Annotated in this window: 19 protein-coding genes; 14 read left to right on the top strand and 5 right to left on the bottom strand. The window is 71.5% G+C overall.

What is annotated here, in order from left to right; all coding sequences use genetic code 11:
- Positions 1–138: 138 nt before the first annotated feature.
- A complete protein-coding gene (locus CSIV_RS13710; protein WP_077051925.1) occupies positions 139–1,743 on the top strand; it encodes an ATP-dependent DNA ligase in 1,605 nt (534 codons plus the stop codon).
- Positions 1,744–1,747: 4 nt separating this feature from the next.
- Positions 1,748–2,374 (top strand): hypothetical protein, encoded by a 627-nt coding sequence (locus CSIV_RS13705; RefSeq protein ID WP_077051924.1) that lies wholly within the window; start codon positions 1,748–1,750, stop codon positions 2,372–2,374.
- A gap of 111 nt (positions 2,375–2,485) precedes the next feature.
- Here the strand turns inward: CSIV_RS13705 and CSIV_RS13700 are convergent, their stop codons facing one another.
- Positions 2,486–3,349, bottom strand: a complete 864-nt coding sequence (locus CSIV_RS13700; protein WP_077051923.1) for an NYN domain-containing protein — start codon at positions 3,347–3,349, stop codon at positions 2,486–2,488.
- A gap of 42 nt (positions 3,350–3,391) precedes the next feature.
- Positions 3,392–4,375 carry a Gfo/Idh/MocA family protein gene (locus CSIV_RS13695; RefSeq protein WP_077051922.1) on the bottom strand — a complete coding sequence of 328 codons (984 nt, stop codon included), beginning with the start codon at positions 4,373–4,375 and terminating at the stop codon, positions 3,392–3,394.
- Between the two features lie 92 nt (positions 4,376–4,467).
- On the opposite strand from CSIV_RS13695, the gene CSIV_RS13690 reads away from it, so the two are divergent.
- The 5 genes from CSIV_RS13690 (at position 4,468) to mmsB (ending at position 11,291) form a co-directional block, all read left to right on the top strand.
- A complete protein-coding gene (locus CSIV_RS13690) occupies positions 4,468–5,790 on the top strand; it encodes a M20/M25/M40 family metallo-hydrolase (RefSeq protein WP_077051921.1) in 1,323 nt (440 codons plus the stop codon).
- A 132-nt stretch (positions 5,791–5,922) separates the two neighbouring features.
- The gene (locus tag CSIV_RS13685; protein WP_077051920.1) at positions 5,923–6,957 is read left to right on the top strand and encodes a LacI family DNA-binding transcriptional regulator; all 1,035 of its coding nucleotides are present in this window, start codon (positions 5,923–5,925) and stop codon (positions 6,955–6,957) included.
- 312 nt (positions 6,958–7,269) lie between these two features.
- The gene (chvE, locus tag CSIV_RS13680) at positions 7,270–8,373 is read left to right on the top strand and encodes a multiple monosaccharide ABC transporter substrate-binding protein (RefSeq protein WP_077052674.1); all 1,104 of its coding nucleotides are present in this window, start codon (positions 7,270–7,272) and stop codon (positions 8,371–8,373) included.
- Between the two features lie 142 nt (positions 8,374–8,515).
- Positions 8,516–10,042, top strand: a complete 1,527-nt coding sequence (gene mmsA, locus CSIV_RS13675; protein ID WP_077052672.1) for a multiple monosaccharide ABC transporter ATP-binding protein — start codon at positions 8,516–8,518, stop codon at positions 10,040–10,042.
- Entirely contained in the window at positions 10,029–11,291 is a 1,263-nt protein-coding gene (gene mmsB, locus CSIV_RS13670; RefSeq protein WP_237488627.1) for a multiple monosaccharide ABC transporter permease, read from the top strand. Before mmsA ends, mmsB begins: the two co-directional genes overlap by 14 nt.
- Before the next feature lie 50 nt (positions 11,292–11,341).
- On the opposite strand, the gene CSIV_RS13665 is transcribed toward mmsB, so the two are convergent.
- Positions 11,342–11,815 (bottom strand): hypothetical protein, encoded by a 474-nt coding sequence (locus tag CSIV_RS13665; protein WP_077051919.1) that lies wholly within the window; start codon positions 11,813–11,815, stop codon positions 11,342–11,344.
- Entirely contained in the window at positions 11,812–12,258 is a 447-nt protein-coding gene (locus CSIV_RS13660) for a DM13 domain-containing protein (RefSeq protein ID WP_077051918.1), read from the bottom strand. Before CSIV_RS13660 ends, CSIV_RS13665 begins: the two co-directional genes overlap by 4 nt.
- A gap of 148 nt (positions 12,259–12,406) precedes the next feature.
- Between CSIV_RS13660 and CSIV_RS13655 the strand changes: the two genes are divergently transcribed.
- From CSIV_RS13655 to CSIV_RS13630, 6 genes are all read left to right on the top strand, one after another.
- Complete coding sequence (locus CSIV_RS13655; RefSeq protein ID WP_077051917.1) at positions 12,407–13,111, top strand: response regulator transcription factor; 705 nt, start codon at positions 12,407–12,409, stop codon at positions 13,109–13,111.
- The gene (locus CSIV_RS13650; RefSeq protein WP_175627618.1) at positions 13,092–14,258 is read left to right on the top strand and encodes a sensor histidine kinase; all 1,167 of its coding nucleotides are present in this window, start codon (positions 13,092–13,094) and stop codon (positions 14,256–14,258) included. The genes CSIV_RS13655 and CSIV_RS13650 overlap by 20 nt, the downstream gene beginning before the upstream one ends.
- Before the next feature lie 44 nt (positions 14,259–14,302).
- Positions 14,303–15,394 carry a substrate-binding domain-containing protein gene (locus tag CSIV_RS13645; RefSeq protein ID WP_077051916.1) on the top strand — a complete coding sequence of 364 codons (1,092 nt, stop codon included), beginning with the start codon at positions 14,303–14,305 and terminating at the stop codon, positions 15,392–15,394.
- 63 nt (positions 15,395–15,457) lie between these two features.
- A complete protein-coding gene (locus tag CSIV_RS13640) occupies positions 15,458–16,765 on the top strand; it encodes a sensor histidine kinase (protein ID WP_083735139.1) in 1,308 nt (435 codons plus the stop codon).
- Positions 16,753–17,418 (top strand): LuxR C-terminal-related transcriptional regulator, encoded by a 666-nt coding sequence (locus CSIV_RS13635; RefSeq protein WP_077051915.1) that lies wholly within the window; start codon positions 16,753–16,755, stop codon positions 17,416–17,418. Before CSIV_RS13640 ends, CSIV_RS13635 begins: the two co-directional genes overlap by 13 nt.
- Positions 17,415–18,248 carry a hypothetical protein gene (locus CSIV_RS13630; RefSeq protein ID WP_077051914.1) on the top strand — a complete coding sequence of 278 codons (834 nt, stop codon included), beginning with the start codon at positions 17,415–17,417 and terminating at the stop codon, positions 18,246–18,248. Before CSIV_RS13635 ends, CSIV_RS13630 begins: the two co-directional genes overlap by 4 nt.
- 5 nt (positions 18,249–18,253) lie before the next feature.
- Here the strand turns inward: CSIV_RS13630 and CSIV_RS13625 are convergent, their stop codons facing one another.
- Positions 18,254–19,177, bottom strand: coding sequence for a DMT family transporter (locus CSIV_RS13625; RefSeq protein WP_077051913.1), 924 nt, complete (start codon positions 19,175–19,177; stop codon positions 18,254–18,256).
- A gap of 40 nt (positions 19,178–19,217) precedes the next feature.
- On the opposite strand from CSIV_RS13625, the gene CSIV_RS13620 reads away from it, so the two are divergent.
- Complete coding sequence (locus CSIV_RS13620; RefSeq protein WP_238592384.1) at positions 19,218–19,712, top strand: MarR family winged helix-turn-helix transcriptional regulator; 495 nt, start codon at positions 19,218–19,220, stop codon at positions 19,710–19,712.
- Positions 19,713–19,749 lie beyond the last annotated feature (37 nt).

The raw sequence follows: 19,749 nt of genomic DNA, 5'->3' as shown, positions 1-19,749 counted from the left end.
CCGTCGCCTTCGTGGGGGTTGCGGAGCGACGCGGGGTGTGATCCGCGGGGAGGGGTCGCCGTGATCGCCTCGGTGGCAGCCGGACGCGTCGCGCGCAAGCCGACCGGGAATGTCGGAGGGGGATGCCAGGATGCCCCCATGCTCCTCGGTGAACTGCAGACCGCGCTGGCGACCGTGGCCGCCACCCGCTCGCGGCTCGTCAAGGTCGACGCCCTCGCCGACCTGCTCCGCGGGCTGGCGCCCGACGAGATCCTGCCCGCGATCGGATTGCTGACCGCGGCACCACGACAGGGCCGTCTCGGCATCGGCTGGCGGACGCTGGTCGCGCGCGATGGCGACCACGCGGAGACCTCCGAGCTCACCGTCGCCGACGTCGACGCGGCGTTCTCGCGGCTGGCCGCGATCTCCGGCAGCGGTTCCGCGGCGGCGCGCATCGCGGTCCTCGACGACCTGTCGCGCCGGGCGACCCCCGACGAGTGGGATCTCCTGGTGCGCGTCATGACCGGCGAACTGCGGACGGGCGCGCTCGAGGGCGTGCTCCTCGACGCGGTGGCCCGGGCGTCCGACCGCGACGGCGCGGTCGTCCGCCGCGCGGCGATGCTGTCGGGCGACCTCGGCGCGACGGCGGAGATGGCGCTCACCGGATCGGCGGAGGAGCTGGCATCCGTGGGACTCGTCGTGGGTCGCGGCGTTCAGCCGATGCTCGCCTCCACGGCGACGTCGGTGCAGGAGGCGCTGGCGGTCACCGGTCCCGCCTCGGTCGAGTACAAGCTCGACGGGGCGCGGGTGCAGGTGCATCGTCACGGGGCCGACGTGCGCGTGTTCACGCGGACCCTGGCCGACGTCACGCACCGGGTGCCCGAGATCGTCGAGGTCGTGCGGGCTCTCCCCGTGACCGACGTCATCCTCGACGGCGAGACGCTGTCGCTCGACGACGACGGCGCGCCGCGGCCGTTCCAAGACACGATGGCGAGATTCGGGGCAGAGACCGCCCGCGAGATCGCGCTCCGGCCGTGGTTCTTCGACCTCCTCCACCTCGACGGGCGCGATCTGATCGACGAGCCGCTGTCGGAGCGACGCGCCGAGCTCGAACGGATCGCCCCCGACCTGCGGATCCCCTCGATCGTCACCGAGGATCCGGATGCCGCCGACGCCTTCTCCCGGGCGGCGCTGCGGGAGGGTCACGAGGGCGTCATGGTCAAGGGCGTCGACGCGCCGTATACGGCGGGGCGCCGCGGCAAGAGCTGGCTGAAGGTCAAGCCCGTGCACACCTTCGACCTCGTCGTGCTCGGCGTCGAGCGGGGGTCGGGGCGCCGCTCGGGCTGGCTCTCGAACCTGCACCTCGGAGCGCTCGACCCCCGCGGGGTGTTCGGCGAGCCCGGCGGCTTCGTGATGGTCGGCAAGACCTTCAAGGGGCTCACCGACGAACTGCTGGGCTGGCAGACCGCGCATTTCGCCGAGCGCGAGATCGGTGTGGTGCCCGGTGGCATCCGGGTGACTCCCGACACGGTGGTCGAGATCGCGATCGACGGCGTGCAGCGGTCGACTCGATATCCCGGCGGGGTCGCCCTGCGCTTCGCCCGCGTGAAGGGCTACCGCCCCGACAAGCCGGTGGCGGAGGCCGACACGATCGATACGCTCCGTTCGCTCCTTCCGGGCGCGACCGGCTCGCCCGCGTCAGACCCGGAAGACACCCCGTCCGGACTCGGAGCCGAGACCGACGGCGAACCCGCGGAAGGATGACCCGATGAGCCGTGTGCCGTGGTTGGACGGAGAGCTCGAGTACCGCAGCTTCGGAACCCCCGGAGCACCCCGGGCGGTCGTGGTGCTGCGCACCGGTGACGTGTCGACCATCGACCCCGATGTGCGCGTGACGTCGGGTTTCGACGTGCGGATCGTCGCCGTGGGTCTGGACGCCCCCGAACTGGAGGATCCGCCCGCGTTCGGCGGTCAGACGCCGGCCGGGCTCACGCTCGACGCCCTGCGGGGGCTGCTCGAGCGCGAGATCCCCGGGACGGCGGTCGGGCTCGTCGGCGAACGGTCGGCCGGTCCGATCGCGCTGCACCTCGCCGCGGTGATGGGTGCCGTCGTCGACCGGCTCGCGATCGTCGGCGTGGAGAGCCCGACCAATCCTCTGAGCCGTGACCTGCACACGCCTCTGCTCGACGACGTCGTCGCCGACACGCTCGTGGTGGTCGGCGGGGACGGTCCGGCGGGCGTGCACGACGCCGAGTGGTACTCGCGGCGCATCCCGTCGGCGCGGGTCGAGGTGATCGACGCCGACGAGCTCGACACCATCAACGGCCACATCACCCTGTCGGCGGTGTGGGCGAGCGTCCTCGCGCACGTGGCACCGGGGGCGGAGCGCCGCTGACCGTCGCCACGGCTGGGGACTCGCCGCGCGGTTCCGCCACACGCGACCCCGGGCCGCGCCGGCGACCGCGGCACCTCGTGCCCGGGGGTCAGTGAAGTCCCGCGCGCGCCGTCAGGCCGCGCGGGTGACCGCGCGCACCTGCACGATGTTGGAATCCTCGTCGACTTCGACCTGGTCGGTCTGAGCCTTCAGGAAGTCCGAGAAGCTGCGGAACCCCAGGGCCTTCTCGCTGAACGACGGGTCGAGGCGCTTCATGAGGTCCTTGACCGCCGAGGCGTGCAGCCACTCGCCGTCCGCGCGTTCGCCCTCGAGCTGCATCGCGCGCTCGAGCAGGTTGACCGCCGGGTCCTGCGACCGCTTGCGGGCGCGGGGCCGCGAGGGGGCGGCATCCTTCTTGGTGTCGGCCAGCTTCGGGATGCCGGGCAGCCCGTCGTAGTTGTCGAACCGGTCGCACGCGGAGGCGAGCGACTTCGCCGTCGAGCCCGCGACCCCCACGCCGACGACGTACCGCCCGAGCCGCTTGCATCGCTGCGCGAGGGGGACGTAGTCGCTGTCGCCGGCGACGATGACCACGTGCGACAGGTCGGGGAGGCGGAACATGTCTTCGACGGCATCCACCGCGAGCCGGATGTCGGCGCCGTTCTTGGCGTATGCCGCTGCGGGAAACAACTGCACGAGGTCGACCGCGCGGGCGACCAGCTGCGAGCGGTATTCGGCGTTCACCGGGGCCGACCAGTCGGCGTACGCGCGGGTCAGCACGAGCGTGCCGAAGGAGGCGGCGTAATCGATGATCGCTCCGACGTCGATCGTCGCCTTCGTCAGTCGCTCGGCGATCTCGGGCTCGATCGGGTTCTCGGCGATCTTCTGCCGATCGCGCGAGTACGCGTTGCGTCCGTGGACGCGGTCGTACCAGGACATGACGATGTTGTCGAAATCGAGGTAGACGGCGACACGGGCGTTCTGAGGATCCGGCATGCGTCCAGTCTCTCCCGCGAGGCGGGGCGACGGGTAGCCCGCTCAGCGTCCGCCGGGGTAGACCACACCGATCTGTCGGCGGACCTCGTCGAGCACACCCATGATCGCGACCGTCTCGTCGATCGGCTGGACATCGCTCGAGGTCGCGCCCTCGGCGACGAGACGCTCGGCGGCCAGCGCCTGGAACTGCATGCCGCGACCGTCGACGCCGCCGTCGAACTCCTCGATGACCGTGCCGTCGGGGCCGACGACGCGGAACGTCGTGGGCGTGTACCAGACGCGGTCGATCTCGATCCGGGCCTCGGTGCCGACGATCTGCGCCACGTTCGCGCCCGCGCCGCGCGACGACGACACCGTGGTCGAGACGGCGCCGCCGAGATGCACGAACACCGTGGCGACCTCGGCGTCGCTGCCGGCATCCGAGATCCGGGCGAAGGCGGTGATGCGCTCGGGGAGGCCCAGTACGTCCACCGCGAACGAGACCGGGTAGATGCCGAGGTCGAGGAGGGCGCCGCCGCCGAGCTCGAGGGCGTTGAGTCGGTGCTGCGGGTCGGTGGAGATCTTCTGGGTGTGGTCGGCCGAGACCACGCGGACCTCGCCCAGCGTTCCGGCGGCGAGGATCTCGCGGATGCGGACCATGTGGGGCAGATACCGCGTCCACATCGCCTCCATCGCGAGGAGGCCCTTCTCGGCGGCGCGATCGCGGATGCGGCCGGCCTCCGCCTCGTTGAGCGTGAACGGCTTCTCGACCAGGACGTGCTTGCCGTGATCGAGGGCGAGCAGCGCGTTCTCGACGTGGGCGGGGTGCGGGGTGGCGATGTAGACGATGTCGACGCTCGGGTCGGCGACGAGTTCCTCGTACGAGCCGTGGGCGTGCGGGATGCCGTACTGCGCGGCGAACGCCCGCGCGCTGTCGATCGATCGGGAACCGACCGCGGCGACGTCGAGACCCGCGGTGCGGAGGTCGGAGGTGAAGGCGTGCGCGATGCCGCCCGTTGCGAGGATGCCCCAGTGCAGTCCGGTCATGGGACCACCGTATCGGCGCCCGAGGGGTGCCGGTCGACGACGGACGCCACGCGAACCGTGAGTGACGGATGCCGTCCGCGTAGGCTCGCGTCATGACGCCCGTCGAGCGCTTCCGCGAGCTGTTGGCCATCCCGACCGTGTCGTACGTCGACCCGACGCGCACGGACACCGCGCGGTTCGACGAGTTCCACGCCGCGCTCGAGCGTCTGTATCCGCTCGTCCACGCGCACCTGGAGCGGGAGATCGTGGCGGGCCACGCGCTGCTCTACCGGTGGCGGGGCGTGTCGAGCCTGGACCCGCTGCTGCTCCTGGCGCACCAGGACGTCGTCGATACGGCCGGCCAGCCCTGGACGCGCGACCCCTTCGGTGCCGTCGTCGAGGGGGAGGGGACGGATGCCACGCTCTACGCCCGCGGCGCGATCGACGACAAGGGCGCCCTGGTGGCGATCCTGGAGGCGGTCGAGCAGGCCCTGACCGAGGGGGTGGTGCCGCGCGCCGATGTCTGGCTGGCGTTCGGGCACGACGAGGAGACCCTCGGCGAGGGCGCCCGGGCGATCGCGGCGCTGCTCGCCGAGCGCGGCGTCCGGCCGGCGCTGGTGCTCGACGAAGGCGGAGCCGTGGTGGAGGGGGCGCTGCCGGGCGTCGGCGCGCCGACCGCGATGATCGGCGTCGCCGAGCGCGGCAGTGCGACCTTCGAGCTCATCGCGCGCGAGGCGGGCGGCCACGCGTCCACGCCGCCGTCGTTCCCCGCCACGGCCCGACTGGCGCGCGCCATCGACCGGGTCCGTCGGCGCCCGTTCCCGCGCCGGCTCGTCCCGCCGGTGCGCGCGATGCTCGCCAGCGCCGCGGCCCACGCGCCGGAACCGGTGCGCTCGGTGTTCCGTCGCACGGCGGTGACCGCACCGGTGCTGACCGCGGCGTTCGCCCTGCTCGGCCCCGAGACGAACGCTCTGGTCCGCACGACCGCCGTGGTCACGCGGCTCGAGGGCTCGGCGGGCGATAACGTCCTGGCGACGACGGCGCGCGCGACGGTGAACGTCCGACTGCTCACGGGCGAGACGATCTCGGATGCCGCGATCCATCTGCGCCGCGCCATTGACGATCCGCTCATCGACATCGAGCTGCGGCACGGCAGCGATCCGTCTCCCGTGTCGCCGTGGCAGGGGACGGCGTGGCGGCGCCTGGCAGTGGCCGTGGCGGAGACCCTCGGCGACGACGTGATCCCCCTGCCCTATCTGCAGCTCGGCGCGAGCGACAGCCGGTTCTACGCCGGGCTCACCGACCACGTCTACCGGTTCACCCCGTTCCACCTCACGCGCGCGGAGCGCGACGCGCTGCACGCCCCCGACGAGCGGATCCGCGTCGAGGTGTGGCTGCGGGGCATCGGCTTCTACCGCGCCCTCCTGGCATCCTGAGTCGGCTCGAACGAGCGAGCGGGCGCGCTGGCTCCGGCGTGGGTCGGCTCCGCGACCGCGACCCCGCGTTCGCGTCGGTTATCCTCGTGTGACCGGTCACGACGCGATCGGCGACGCAAAGAAGCGAGATCGATGAGCGAGACCGACATCCCGGATGCCGCGGCCAGGGCGCCGAGCATCCGCGACGTGGCCCGGCTCGCCGGAGTGTCGTACCAGACCGTCTCGCGCGTGATCAACAACAGTCCGCAGCTGCGTCCCGAGACGGCGGCCCGCGTCCGCGAGGCGATCGCCGAGCTGAAGTTCGTTCCCAACCAGGCCGCGCGGGCGCTCGCGACCAGCCGGACGCGCCTCATCGGTGTGCTGGGGCCGCGCGCCACGACGCACGGCACGTCGGCGATGGTGCTGGCCGTGGAGTCGGCGGCACGGCGGGCCGGGTACCGGCTGACGGTCACGAACCTCGGCACGAGCGCACCCGACGACGTCCGCGCCTCGATCGATCACCTCATGCAGCAGTCGATCGAGGGTCTCATCGCCGTCGCGCCCCAGACGCGCGTCGTTCCCATCCTGGACGAGATGCAGCTCCCCGTCCCGGTGCGGATCGTCTCGTCCACGGGGCCGTCCACCCCGACCGCGACCTTCAACGATCAGATCGCCGGGGCCCGCGCGGCCGTGCGCCATCTCGTCGACCTCGGGCACACCCGCATCCTGCACATCGCCGGGCCCCGCGACTGGATCGAGGCCGACCATCGCATGCGCGGCTACCTCGCCGAGATGGACGCGCAGGACCTCGCGCCGCGGCCGCCGGTGCTGGGGGACTGGACCGCCCAGTTCGGATACGAGGCCGGGCTCGAGCTCCTGCGCACCGAGGATGCCACGGCGGTCTTCGCCGGCAACGACCACATGGCGCTGGGGTTCATGCACGCCGTCCGCGCGATCGGCAGGTCCGTCCCCGAGGACGTGTCGGTGGTCGGATTCGACGACGTCCCGGAGGCGGCGCACCTGTGGCCGCCGCTGACGACCGTACGCCAGGACTTCGCCGGCATCGGGCAGCGCGCCGTCTGGGATCTGCTCACTGACCTGGGCGTCTCTCATGACGACCAGGCGATGCCGGAGCCCGATCACCTGCGGCTCATCGTGCGCTCGTCGACCGCGCCGCCCAGCCGCTGACACGTCACGGTTTGGCAACGGCTGGTCGCCGAACGCAGGGGGACTTGACAGCGGGCGAGATGCGCGGGGTAGCATCACACACACAATGTGAACGGTCACATGACCGCCACACCACGCCGACGGGACTCGCTGCGGAGCGACTCCGTCGAGACGAAGACGTTTCGAACGACGCGTAGCCGCGCGCCGCCGACCGGCCTCGTTTCGCCCCGTCGGACGCGTGTCGGCGTGCCGTCCGCGCTGAAGCGGTGGGCTCCGTGCGGAGAGACCGTGACATCCAACCCAACGAAGGGAACCAGAGTGAAGAAGCACAGCATGCTCAAGGCGGTCGCGGGAGCGGGCGTCCTCGCGCTCGGCATCGGCCTCGCGGGCTGCGCGGGCGACCGCACCGGCAGCGGCGGCGGCGACGCCCAGGAGGCGGGCGGCATCATCGGTGTCGCGATGCCCACCCAGCAGTCGGAGCGGTGGATCGCCGACGGCAACAACGTCAAGTCGCAGCTCGAGGAGCTCGGCTACCAGGTCGACCTGCAGTACGCCAACGACGACATCCCCACCCAGGTCTCGCAGATCGAGAACATGATCACCTCGGGCGCCAAGGCCCTGATCATCGCCTCCATCGACGGCACCACCCTCACCGACGTGCTGCAGCAGGCCGCCGACGCGAAGATCCCGGTCATCGCGTACGACCGCCTCATCAACGGCACCAAGAACGTCGACTACTACACGACGTTCGACAACTACAAGGTCGGCGTCCAGCAGGCCACGTCGCTCCTCACGGGCCTCGGCGTCCTCGACGCCTCGGGCAAGGACACGGGCGCTGCCGGTCCGTTCAACGTCGAGCTGTTCGCCGGAAGCCCCGACGACAACAACGCGACGTTCTTCTGGAAGGGCGCCATCGACACCCTCCAGCCGTACCTGGACAAGGGCACGCTCGTCGTCCCGTCCGGCCAGACCGAGTTCGGCCAGGCCGCGATCCTGCGCTGGCTGCCCGAGACGGCGCAGAAGCGCATGGAGAACATCCTCACCGTCATCGGCGGCACGAAGCTCCAGGGTGTGCTCTCGCCGTACGACGGTCTGTCCATCGGCATCATCTCGGCCCTCACCTCGGGCGGCTACTCCGCCGACGCCCTGCCCGTCATCACCGGTCAGGACGCCGAGGTCGGCTCGATCAAGTCGATCATCGCGGGTGAGCAGTACTCGACGATCTTCAAGGACACGCGCGAGCTCGCCAAGCAGGCCGTGACCATGGTCGACGACATCCGCAAGGGCACCGAGCCCCAGGTCAACGACACCGAGACGTACGACAACGGCGAGAAGGTCGTTCCCTCGTACCTGCTCGAGTCGACGATCGTCACGAAGGACAACTACGAGAAGGTCCTCGTCGACAGCGGCTACTACACCGCCGACGACCTGAAGTGATCCCCGCGGGAGGGCTTCGGCCCTCCCGCCCCGCCTCCGCCGCGACCCCCTCACCGGGTCGCGGCGGAGGCCCCTGTTCCCACATCCCCACCGGCCTGCGAGCCGGTCCTGCAAGGAGGACCTCGTGAGCACCATCCTCGAGATGCGCTCGATCACCAAGGAATTCCCCGGCGTCATCGCCCTGGCGGACGTGTCACTGACCGTCGAGCGCGGAACCGTGCACGCCATCTGCGGCGAGAACGGCGCGGGGAAGTCCACCCTCATGAAGGTGCTCAGCGGTGTCTACCCCGCGGGCGACTATCGCGGCGAGATCGTCTTCGACGGCAAGACCGTGGAATTCAAGGACATCCGCGACAGCGAAGCGGCCGGGATCGTCATCATCCACCAGGAGCTGGCACTCAGCCCCTACCTCTCGATCGCGGAGAACATCTTCCTCGGCAACGAGATCACCCATCGCGGACTCATCGACTGGGATGCCACGAACAAGGAGGCCGCCAAACTCCTCGCTCGCGTGGGTCTGGGCGACAGCCCCGACGTGCCCGTGAACGAGATCGGCGTCGGCAAGCAGCAGCTCGTGGAGATCGCCAAGGCGCTCTCGAAGGACGTCAAGCTCCTCATCCTCGACGAACCGACCGCCGCCCTGAACGACGACGACTCCGAGCACCTGCTCGATCTGATCCGGCACCTCCGCGGCCAGAACATCACGTGCATCATCATCAGCCACAAGCTCAACGAGATCCGCGCGATCGCCGACGAGGTCACGATCATCCGCGACGGTCGCACGATCGAGACGCTCGACGTCGCCACGGGCGGGACGAGCGAGGACCGCATCATCCGCGGGATGGTCGGTCGCGAGCTCGAGAACCGTTACCCCGACCGCGACGTCGAGATCGGCGACGAGGTCCTGCGCATCGCCGACTGGACCGTGCATCACCCCACGGATGCCAGCCGCGTCGTCATCCACGAGGCGAACCTGACCGTGCGCGCCGGCGAGGTCGTCGGTATCGCCGGGCTCATGGGAGCCGGGCGCACCGAGCTGGCGATGAGCGTCTTCGGCAAGAGCTTCGGCTCGCGCATCTCGGGCGAGGTCTACATCCGCGGCCAGAAGGCCGACACCTCCACGGTGCCCGCCGCGATCCGCAGCGGCCTCGCGTACGTCACCGAGGACCGCAAGGGCGCCGGGCTCAACCTGATCGACACGATCAAGCGGAACATCTCCCTGGCCGGCATGCGCAAGCTCGCCAAGAACGGGTGGGTCGACGGCGACGAGGAGTACCTCGTGGCCAACCGGTACCGCAAGTCGATGAACATCAAGGCCCCGACGGTCGACGTCGTGGTCGGGAAGCTCTCGGGCGGCAACCAGCAGAAGGTCGTGCTGTCGCAGTGGCTGTACTCCGACCCGGAGGTGCTGATCCTCGACGAGCCGACCCGCGGCATCGACGTGGGCGCCAAGTACGAGATCTACACGATCATCAATTCCCTCGCGGCCCAGGGCAAGGGGGTGCTCGTGATCTCGTCGGAGCTTCCCGAGCTGCTCGGCATCTGCGACCGCATCTACACCCTCAGCGAAGGCCACATCACCGGCCAGCTGCCCATCGAGGAGGCCACACCCGAGGCCCTCATGGTGCTCATGACGAAGGAGAAGGAAGCCGACCATGTCAGCGCTTAACAACACTGCGACCGAGACCGGTCCGGCGACGCCGAAGGGCCCCGTCGGCGGTGGTGCCGGGGGAGCCGCCGGCCTCGTGCAGTTCTTCACCTCGCGTCTGCGCGAGATCGGCATCTTCATCGCGCTGATCGTGATCGTGCTGCTGTTCCAGGCCCTCACCGGCGGGCGCCTGCTCACCGCGGGCAACGTGTCGAACATCATCGTCCAGAACAGCTACATCCTGATCCTCGCGATCGGCATGGTGATGATCATCATCGCCGGCCACATCGACCTGTCGGTCGGTTCGGTCGCCGCCTTCGTCGGCGCGGTCTCGGGCGTCCTGATCGTCCAGTGGGGTCTGCCCTGGTGGCTCGGCATCCTGCTCTCGCTCGTGCTCGGCGCGGTGGTCGGGATGTGGCAGGGCTTCTGGGTGGCGTACGTCGGCATCCCGGCGTTCATCGTGACCCTGGCCGGCATGCTGCTGTTCCGCGGCCTCACGCAGATGACGCTCGGCAACACCCAGATCACGCCGTTCCCCACCGAGTACCGTCAGCTCGGCGGCGGCTACCTCTTCCCGGATCTGTTCCCCGCGGCCACCTCGCCCGCGGAGTGGATCACCGTCGCCCTCGGCGCGCTGACCCTCGTCCTCTTCGTCTTCTCGCAGGTGCGGCAGCGGGCCAAGCGCGCCGCCCTGGAACTGCAGAACGAGCCGATGGCGGCGTTCCTGGTCAAGGTCATCGGCGGCGGCGCGCTCATCGCCTACCTGACCTACCTCCTGGGTGTGGCCCCCGGTTCGCGCGGCACGCCGATCGTGCTCGTCGTGCTGGCGATCCTCATCATCGGGTACTCGACGGTCATGAGTCGTAGCGTCTTCGGCCGCCACATCTACGCGATCGGTGGCAACCGCACGGCCGCGAAGCTGTCGGGCATCAACACCCGCCGCGTCGACTTCCTGCTGTTCGTGAACATGGGCGTGCTCGCGGCCCTCGCCGGCATCGTGTTCACCGGCCGCCTGAACTCGGCGGGTCCGGGCGCCGGAAACCTGTTCGAACTGGATGCCATCGCCGCCTCCTTCATCGGTGGCGCCGCCGTCCAGGGTGGCGTCGGCCGCGTGGTCGGTGCCATCGCCGGTGGTCTGGTCATGGGTGTGCTGAACAACGGCATGTCGCTCATGGGCATCTCGACCGACGTGCAGCAGTTCATCAAGGGCCTCGTGCTGCTTCTGGCCGTCGCCTTCGACGTGTGGAACAAGAACCGCACCCGCGGTTGATCCACGTCTGACGAACGGGCCCCCTCACCATCGGCGAGGGGGCCCGTTCGTCATATCCAGCGCGATGTCGCGCTCATCCGCCCTCGGCGCAGCAGCGCGGTGAGTCCGAAGCGGCGCGCGGCCCCGGGCCAGATGAGCACGATCGCTGACAGCGCGGCCATCACGGGGTACTCCGTGATGAGCTGATCGGACGACCAGTACAGCAGGAGGGTCGCCAGGGACGCCGTCGCAGCCGGCAGGGTGAGCACCCCCGCCACCAGAGCGGCGCCGAGCGCCAACTCCAGCAGGGGGATGACCACACCGAACAGACCCGCGAGAGGTCCCAGGACGTCGCCGGCGAACAGGGCGAAGTAGCCGGGGACGCGGGAGTTCGGCCCCGCGGCGGCCGCGACGAGGCCGATGTCCGCCGCTCCGAATCCGGCACGGACTTTCGTCGTGCCTTCCCACAGCCACAGCGCGCCGAGCACCACGCGTGCCACCGTGGCGACCACCGCCCCGACGCTCCGCGGCGCGCGGCGGGTCATCGCGTCAGCGCGGCCGCACCGAAGACGGCCTTCGCCTTGTCGCAGTGCACGACGAGGTCGGTGTAGTCGTCGGCCGAGACACCGGCGGGCAGAGTGAACGTCTGCGCGGCTTCGGTGGACACGGCCGCGATGCGCACCCCGGCGCTCACGGCCTGCTCGTCGGTGCCGTTGGCGAGATAGAAGTGCAGATCGGGGCCTTCCTCGGTGGCGAAGCCCGCGAGGGTGACGGTGTCGCCGGTGATGGTGACGGTGCCCGACACCGCCTTCCCACCCTCCCCGGCGAAGGTGCCCTGGAGCACCGTGGATGCCATGGCATCGGACGTCACCGCGGAGCTCGACGTCGTCGTGTCGGCGGGTGTCGCGCTCCCCGCGGAGGAGCAGCCGGCGAGGGCGAGGCCGAGGGCGAGTACGGGGACGGCGAGGAGGGTGGGGGTGCGGCGCATGAGGAGTGTCCTTCGGTCGAGCGGGCGGGGATCGCCCGGGGTGCCACGACGCAATCACGTCGTCCGTCGCCGCAGAGCGGTTCTTTCGCTTCCGTAAGGAATGCCGCGCACGGTGCGGACGGGGGAATGCGGCGCGTACGGTGATCCCATGTCCGGTAGGCCCCGCGTCGTCCTCGTCGAAGACGACACCACCGTCGCCGCGGTCGTCGCCCAATATCTGCGCGCCGACGACTACGACGTCGTCGTCCACACCGACGGCGCCGCGGCGGCCGAGGCCCTGCGCACGGGGCTGCCCGACGTCCTCGTCGTGGATCGCATGCTTCCCGGGGTCTCCGGCGACGAGCTGTGCGCGCTCGTCCGGGCGCGGTCGGACATCCCCGTCCTCATGCTCACCGCGCGGGGGTCGGTCGAGGAGCGCATCGAGGGGCTCGAGACGGGCGCCGACGACTACCTCACCAAGCCGTTCGCGATGCGCGAGCTGCAGTTGCGGGTGCGGGCGCTGCTGCGACGGCGGCTTCCGTCGGACTCCAGTGCCGTCTTCACGACGGGTCCGTTCCGGGTCGACCCGGTCCGACGGCGCGTGTGGAGCGACGGCCGCGAAGTCGTGCTCACCGCACGCGAGTACGACCTGCTGGTCCACTTCGCCCGCAGGGCCGGGGAGGCGGTCACCCGCGACGACCTCCTGCGCGAGGTGTGGGGGTGGACGTTCGGCGACGCGGCGACGGTGACGGTCCACGTGCGACGCCTTCGCGAGAAGATCGAGCCCGATCCCCGCTTCCCCCGATACCTGCGCACCGTGTGGGGCGCGGGGTACCGTTTCGTTCCCGAGGGAGATGTCCGTGCTGTCGACTGACGACCTGGTGCTCATCGTGACGACGACCCTCGTGTGCACGCTCATCGTGATCGGCGGTGGTGTCGTGCTGCTGCGCGTGACGCGCGGGGCACCGATCCTCGTGAAGCTCACCATCGTGCTCGTCGCCGCGGTCGCCGCGGTCGTCGTCTCCACCGTCGCCGCCGCCGGGGAGATGTTCCTCGGCTCGCACGAGCTGATCGTGGTGATCTGGATCGTCGGGGTCTCGGCCGTGGTGAGCACGGCCTCCGCCTGGTTCGTGCTGCATCGCACGGTGCGCCAGGCGACGGCCGGACTGGTGTCGTCGGCCCGGCAGATCGCGGCGGGGGGTGTCGTGGCACCGCTCGCCTCGGGCTGGCAGGAGTTCGACCGGGTCGCGATCGAACTCGCCGACACCGCCGAGAAGCTGTCCGCGGCGCGGGCGGAGGTGGAGCGGCTGGAGTCGGCGCGGCGACAGTTCTTCGCGTGGATCTCGCACGATCTGCGGACGCCGCTGTCCGGCATCCGGGCGCTGGCCGAGGCGCTCGAGGACGGGATGGCGCCGGATCCGGGCGAGTACGTCACGCTCATCCGGACCAAGGTCGACACGGTCGACCGCATGGTGGACGACCTGTTCGAACTGTCCAAGATCGACGGGGGGACTCTCGCCCTTCATCCGCAGACGGTGTCGCTGTTGGACCTCGTGTCCGACGCGGTCATCGACGTCAGCGCGGACGCGGCCGCACGCGGGGTGCGCATCACCCATGACGGCATCGAGGGATGCCAGCTCCGGGCCGATCCGCGAGAACTCACCCGTGCGATCTCCAACGTGCTCAGCAACGGTGTCCGTCACGCACCGGAGGGGAGCGTCGTGACGGTGTCGGCGACCGTGGCCGACGACGGCCACCTCGTTCTGAGCGTGCGGGATGCCGGCGAGGGGGTGGCGGAGGAAGACCTGGGCCGTCTCTTCGAGACCGGCTGGCGCGCGGATGCCGCGCGTTCGAGCGACCCCGCCCGCGGCGCGACGCCTGGCGCGGGGCTGGGGCTCGCGATCGTGCGCGGAATCGCCGTGGCGCACGGCGGGTCCGTCCGAGCGGCTCGGGAACGCGACGGGTTCCGACTCGATCTCGTGCTTCCGGCGACCGCCGTGGACCGGGCGACGGCCGGCTGATCCGCCCGCTTCCCGTCCGTCGTTCCTGGGGCAGGATGGAACGGGTGACTTCCCGCCATCCCCTTCGCCGCGCTCTCCTGGTGCTCGCCGTGGTGGCGCTGGCCCTGGCCGGCTGCACCTCGAGCACGCGGACCGAGACGGCGACGAACGACGGCGCGGGCGTGGTGGGCGTCGCGCTGCCCACGGTCGACGACCTCGCCGTCGAGCGGCTGGGCGAGGCGCTTCGCGACGAGCTGCGGGCGCGGGGGTACCGCGTCGATCTGCAGTACGCCGCCGGCGACGCCCGCACCCAGATCTCCCAGGTGCAGAACATGGTGACGAAGGGGGAGGAGGCGGTCGTCCTCGTGCCGCTGTCGGCCGACGCTCTCGACGGGGCGCGAGCGGCCGCGGACGGCGCCGGTGCCCCGTTGGTCACGGCGGGTCGCGCGCTCGACGAGGGTGGGGCCGTCGAGGCGTGCGATCCCGCGGCGACCGGGCGCGCGCAGGCGACGGCGCTCCTGGAGGCGCTCGCGCGCGACGAAGATGCGACACGAGACGACCCCGCGACCGTCGCGATCGTCGCCGGCGTCGCCGACGATCCCGAGGCGGCCGCGGCCCACGCCGCCGCGACGGAGGTCCTCGCCGCAGGACCCGTGCGGATCATCGCGGGCGCCGACCTCGAGTCCGCCGCGGTGGCCGACCTGCCCGGTGACGTCGAGATCGCGGGCGAGGAACGGGTCCGCGCCCTGTACGGCACCCCCGGCAGTGAGACGCCCGACGCGATCCTCGCGCTCGGCGACGCCGTCGGCCGGGGCGTCGTGACCGCCCTCACCACACCCGACCCCGACGCCACCGCGTCGCCGAGCCCCACGGCATCCGCGGATCCGGAGGCGGTACCGCCCCCGCCGCCCGTGGTGGTCACCTCCGGTGGCGATGCGCTCACCGTCCGGGCGCTGCGGGACGGGGTCGTCGCGGCGACGGTCTTCGTCGACACCCGCGCGGGGGCCGACCCGGTCGCCGACGCCGTCGTCGCCGCGCTCGACGGAGAAGAGCCGACGCCGAGTGCCGGTCCGCCCCCGACGACCGTCGAACGGGATGCCGTGGAGTCGGTGTTCCTCGAGAGCGGCTGGCTGAGCGCCGAAGACCTTTCGGGATAACCCGAACGAGGAGGCGGGCTGCCCCTGCTGACCCCGGAGCAGCGGCGTCCTACCGTGGAACCCATGACCACGGCATCCGTCCTCCCTCCCTCGCCGCCGACGTTGCCCGCACCCCCGGGTGCGCTGCCGCGGAGGTCGGTGCGCATCTCGTCGCCCGGCCAGGTCGCCGGCGCGATCGCCCAGCTGGCCGCGCTCGGCGCCATCGGCCCCGTCGTCTTCGGCGGACTCTTCGGCCTCCTGGGCGCGGGCGTCGGACTCCTGTTCGCCCTCCTCATCGGCGTCGTCCTGCTCGCCGGTCTCGTGTACGCGCTGTTCGGCGTGGCATGGTTCGAGCAGGCCCGCCTCGACGGGCTCTACGGCTTCGACCTGCCGGCCCTCCGCCCGAGGCGCAGCCCGAAGACCGGGTTCGTCGGCGTGCTGCACACGATCTGGCTGCAGGCGATCGACCTGCGCCAGTGGCGGGCGATCGCGTCCTTCACGGTGTCGACCCTGCTCGGACTCGTCGCGCTCTTCCTCGTCGGGTCGGCCGCGTGGGGGCTCGCGCTCGTGTTCAGTCCGATCTTCGGGTGGGCGCACACGGCGCTCTTCGGTCTGTTGCCCCTCGAGGGGGCGGGTGCCCCGCTCATCGGCGCCCTCACCGTGCTCGTCGCCACGGGCGCGGTGATCGGGCTGGGCCTGCTGCACGGTGTGCTCGCGCGGGCGATCCTCGTGCCGTCCCGCGAGGCGCTGCTGGAGGAGCAGGCGCGCACCTCCGACACCCGCCGTGCGGGCGCGGTCCGCGCCGCCGAGGTCGAGCGCACGCGCATCGAGCGCGACCTCCACGACGGCGTCCAGCCGCGGCTCGTCTCCATCGGGATGACGTTGGGGCTCGCCCAGACCAAGATCGACGACGACCCCGAAGCCGCCAAGGCGCTCGTCGCCGAGGCGCACGCCTCGACGAAGTCGGCGATCACCGAACTCCGGCAGTTGGCCCGTGGCATCCACGCGTCCGTCCTGGAGGATCGAGGACTGGATGCCGCCCTCTCGGCGCTCGCGTCCCGATCCCACATCCCCGTGACCCTGGACGTGCGCCTGCCGCGTCGGTGCAGTCGCCCCGCGGAGGCCGCCGTGTACTTCTCGATCGCGGAGGCGCTCACCAACGCCGCGAAGCACTCCCGGGCCGGGAACTGCCGGGTCGACGTGCGGGTGCGCGACGACGGTTCGCTGTGGGCCCGCGTCGAGGACGACGGTCTCGGCGGGGCGCGCGTCGTGCCCGGCGGCGGACTCGACGGCATCGTCAACCGCGTCACCGCGGCCGGGGGAACGGCCCGCATCGACAGCCCGCAGGGCGGTCCGACGTCGGTGGAGGTGACGGTTCCGTGCGCATCCTGATCTGCGAGGACTCCGTCCTGCTGCGCGAGGGGCTCGTGCGCCTCCTCGCCGACGACGGCCACGAGGTCGTCGCCGCCCTCCCCGACGCGTCGGGTCTCGAGGCCGCTGTCACCGACACGACGCCCGACCTGTGCGTGCTGGACGTCCGGCTCCCGCCGACCTGGACCGACGAGGGAATCCGCGCCGCCATCGGTCTGCGGTCGCGGCATCCCGGGCTCGCCGTCCTCGTCCTGTCCCAGTACGTCGAGGAGCAGTACGCCAGCGACCTGATCGCGGACGGCCAGGGGTCGCTCGGCTACCTCCTGAAGGATCGGGTCGCCGACGTCCGCGACTTCCTCGACGCCGTCGCCCGCATCGCCGGCGGGGCCACGGTCCTCGACCCCGAGGTCGTCGGCCAGCTGCTGGCCCGTCGTCGACGCGACGACCGGCTCCAGGCTCTCACCGAACGCGAGCGCGCCGTGCTCGCCCTGATCGCCGAGGGGCGGTCGAACCAGGCGATCGCCCAGGCGCTGTTCGTGTCGCCCGCGAGCGTCGAGAAGCACATCACCGCGATCTTCACCAAGCTCGGCCTCGAGCAGGACGAGACGGGCAACCGTCGCGTCATCGCCGCCCTGGTCCACCTGGGCCACGACACCACCGGAGCATCCTCATGACCCTCCAGACCCCGCTCGAGCCGGCCCCGGCCCCGGTGCCCACCCCGCCGCGACGCTCCCCGGGCTCCCTGGCGGTCGCGATCGGCACGATCGTCATCGGCGGATTCGTCATCGTCGGCACCCTGCTCAGCACCGGCTTCACGGCCGCCCGAGAGCTGCGCAGCAGCGACGCGACCGCCCCGCTGCAGCAGAGCGCCGTCGACGGCGTGCGCGACCTCGACATCGAGGTCAGCGGCGGCGCGCTGACCGTCGTGTTCGCCGACGTCTCGGAGGCTCAGCTCGACGGGAGCGGCATCGGCGGGTGGACCCTCGAGCAGGACGGCGACACCCTCAAGGTCGCGACGCCGCGCCGGTCCTTCAGCGACTGGGGCAACGGGGCACAGGCGACCCTGACCCTCCCGCAGGACCTCGAGCGCACGAACCTCGATCTCCGGGTCGAGGTCGCCGGGGGCAGCCTCGATCTCGCCGGGGACTACGGCGACGTCGACGTGCAGGTGGCCGGCGGCGGGGCGACGGTGACCGGGAGCGCGAGCGCACTGAGCATCTCGGTGTCGGGCGGATCGGCGACGGCCGACGTCGAGGGCGTGGACGCCGCGACCTTCGAGGTCACCGGAGGCGACCTGGTCGCCGACCTCACCGGTGCGGCGCCGGCGCGGACGAGCATCGAGGTGACGGCGGGCTCCGCCGACATCGGCCTCCCCGACGACACCTACCGCGTGTCCAGCGACGGACCCGGGTCGGTCGACAGCAGCCTGAAGACCTCGCCCACCGCGACGCCCCGCATCGACGTGCAGGCGACCCTGGGTTCGGTGACGCTGCGCACGACGTGAGCCGTTCATCCGGTGCGTGAGTCGCCAGGATGTGTCGCCCGCGCACGGCGGGTGGCGACACATCCTGGCGACTCACGCGTCATGCGGCGGGGCGGGCGCGCGACGGCGATGGCGGCGAGCACCGCGAGGATGCCGATGATCTGGCCGATGCCGAGCGACTCGCCGCCGACGAGCACGCCGAGCACCACTCCGGTCACCGGGTTGAGCAGGCCGATCAGTCCGACGGTCCCCGCGGGCAGCAGGCGCAGACCCGTGAACCAGCACACGAAGGCGAGCGCCGTGGCCACGACGGCGATCCCGGTGTATGCGGCGACGCCCGTGGCATCCACTCTCGGCGGTGCGCCCTCGACCACCGCGGCGACGACGACGAGCGCGATCCCGCCCGCGGTGAGTTGCCACGATGTCGTCGCGAGGAGCGGGGTGTCGTCACGCCACCGGGTCGTGAGGATCGCGCCGAGCGACGACGACAGCAGGGCGATCGCGGATGCCACCACCCCGGCGGGTGCGACACCCTCGGTGCCGAGCCCGACGATGAGCACCACTCCGGCGATGCCGAGGACGGATCCGAGCGCCCACCGGGTCGTCGGACGTTGCCGCAGGAGCGGCCACGCGAGCCCGGCGAGCGCCAGCGGCGCGAGCGCCATGATGGACGCCGCGACCGAGGAGGGCAGGAGCTGCGCGGCGACGTAGACGAGCACGAAGAAGCCGCCGAAGTTGAGCGCGCCCAGCACCGGTGCCTTCCACCACCAGGCGCCGCGCGGCATCCGTCGGGCGAGGAGCAAGAGCAGCAGTCCCGCCGGCAGTGCGCGCAGCGCGGCGCCCCACAGCGGTGCGTCCGCGGGGAGGAGGTGTCGCGTGACGACGTACGTCGCGCCCCAGGCGATCGGGGCGACCGCGGTGATCGCGACGGCACGCCAAGTAGTTTCCATGGAAGACACAATAGCTTCCGAGGAAGGTAAAGTGGGGACGGTGAACGACATCGACCGTGTGGACCGGATCGCCGAGCAGTGGCGCGACGAGCGGCCCGATCTCGACGTCTCGCCCCTCCAGGTGATCGGCCGCCTCCACCGGCTCGCCGACAGGCTCCGCGAGGAACTCCTGCGCGTCTACCGCGAGCACGGGCTCGGCGAGGGGGAGTTCGACATCCTCGCCGCCCTGCGGCGCCGCGGCGAGCCCTACGCCTGCGCGGCGGGAGAGCTCGCGCGCACCACGATGGTGACCACCGGTGCCGTGACCAAACGCGTCGACCGGCTCGTGGCATCCGGTCTCGTCGTCCGTCAGGGGAGCGAGGACGACGGACGCGGACGCATCGTCGGCCTCACACCCGCGGGGGTGCGCGTCATCGACGAGGCGTTCGCCGCCCATGTCCGTAACGAGCAGCGCCTGCTCGAGGGTCTGACCCCCGCGCAGCGCGCCGACCTCGAGGCGCTGCTGCGCACCTGGGGCGGCGCCCTGGGGGTCTAGCCCCCCCGCGTGAGTCGCCAGAATTTGTCGCTTCCGG

It is taken from the genome of Microbacterium sp. CSI-V, assembly GCF_001984105.1.
Lineage (GTDB): Bacteria > Actinomycetota > Actinomycetes > Actinomycetales > Microbacteriaceae > Microbacterium.
This window is presented reverse-complemented; position numbering and strand designations above follow the sequence as displayed.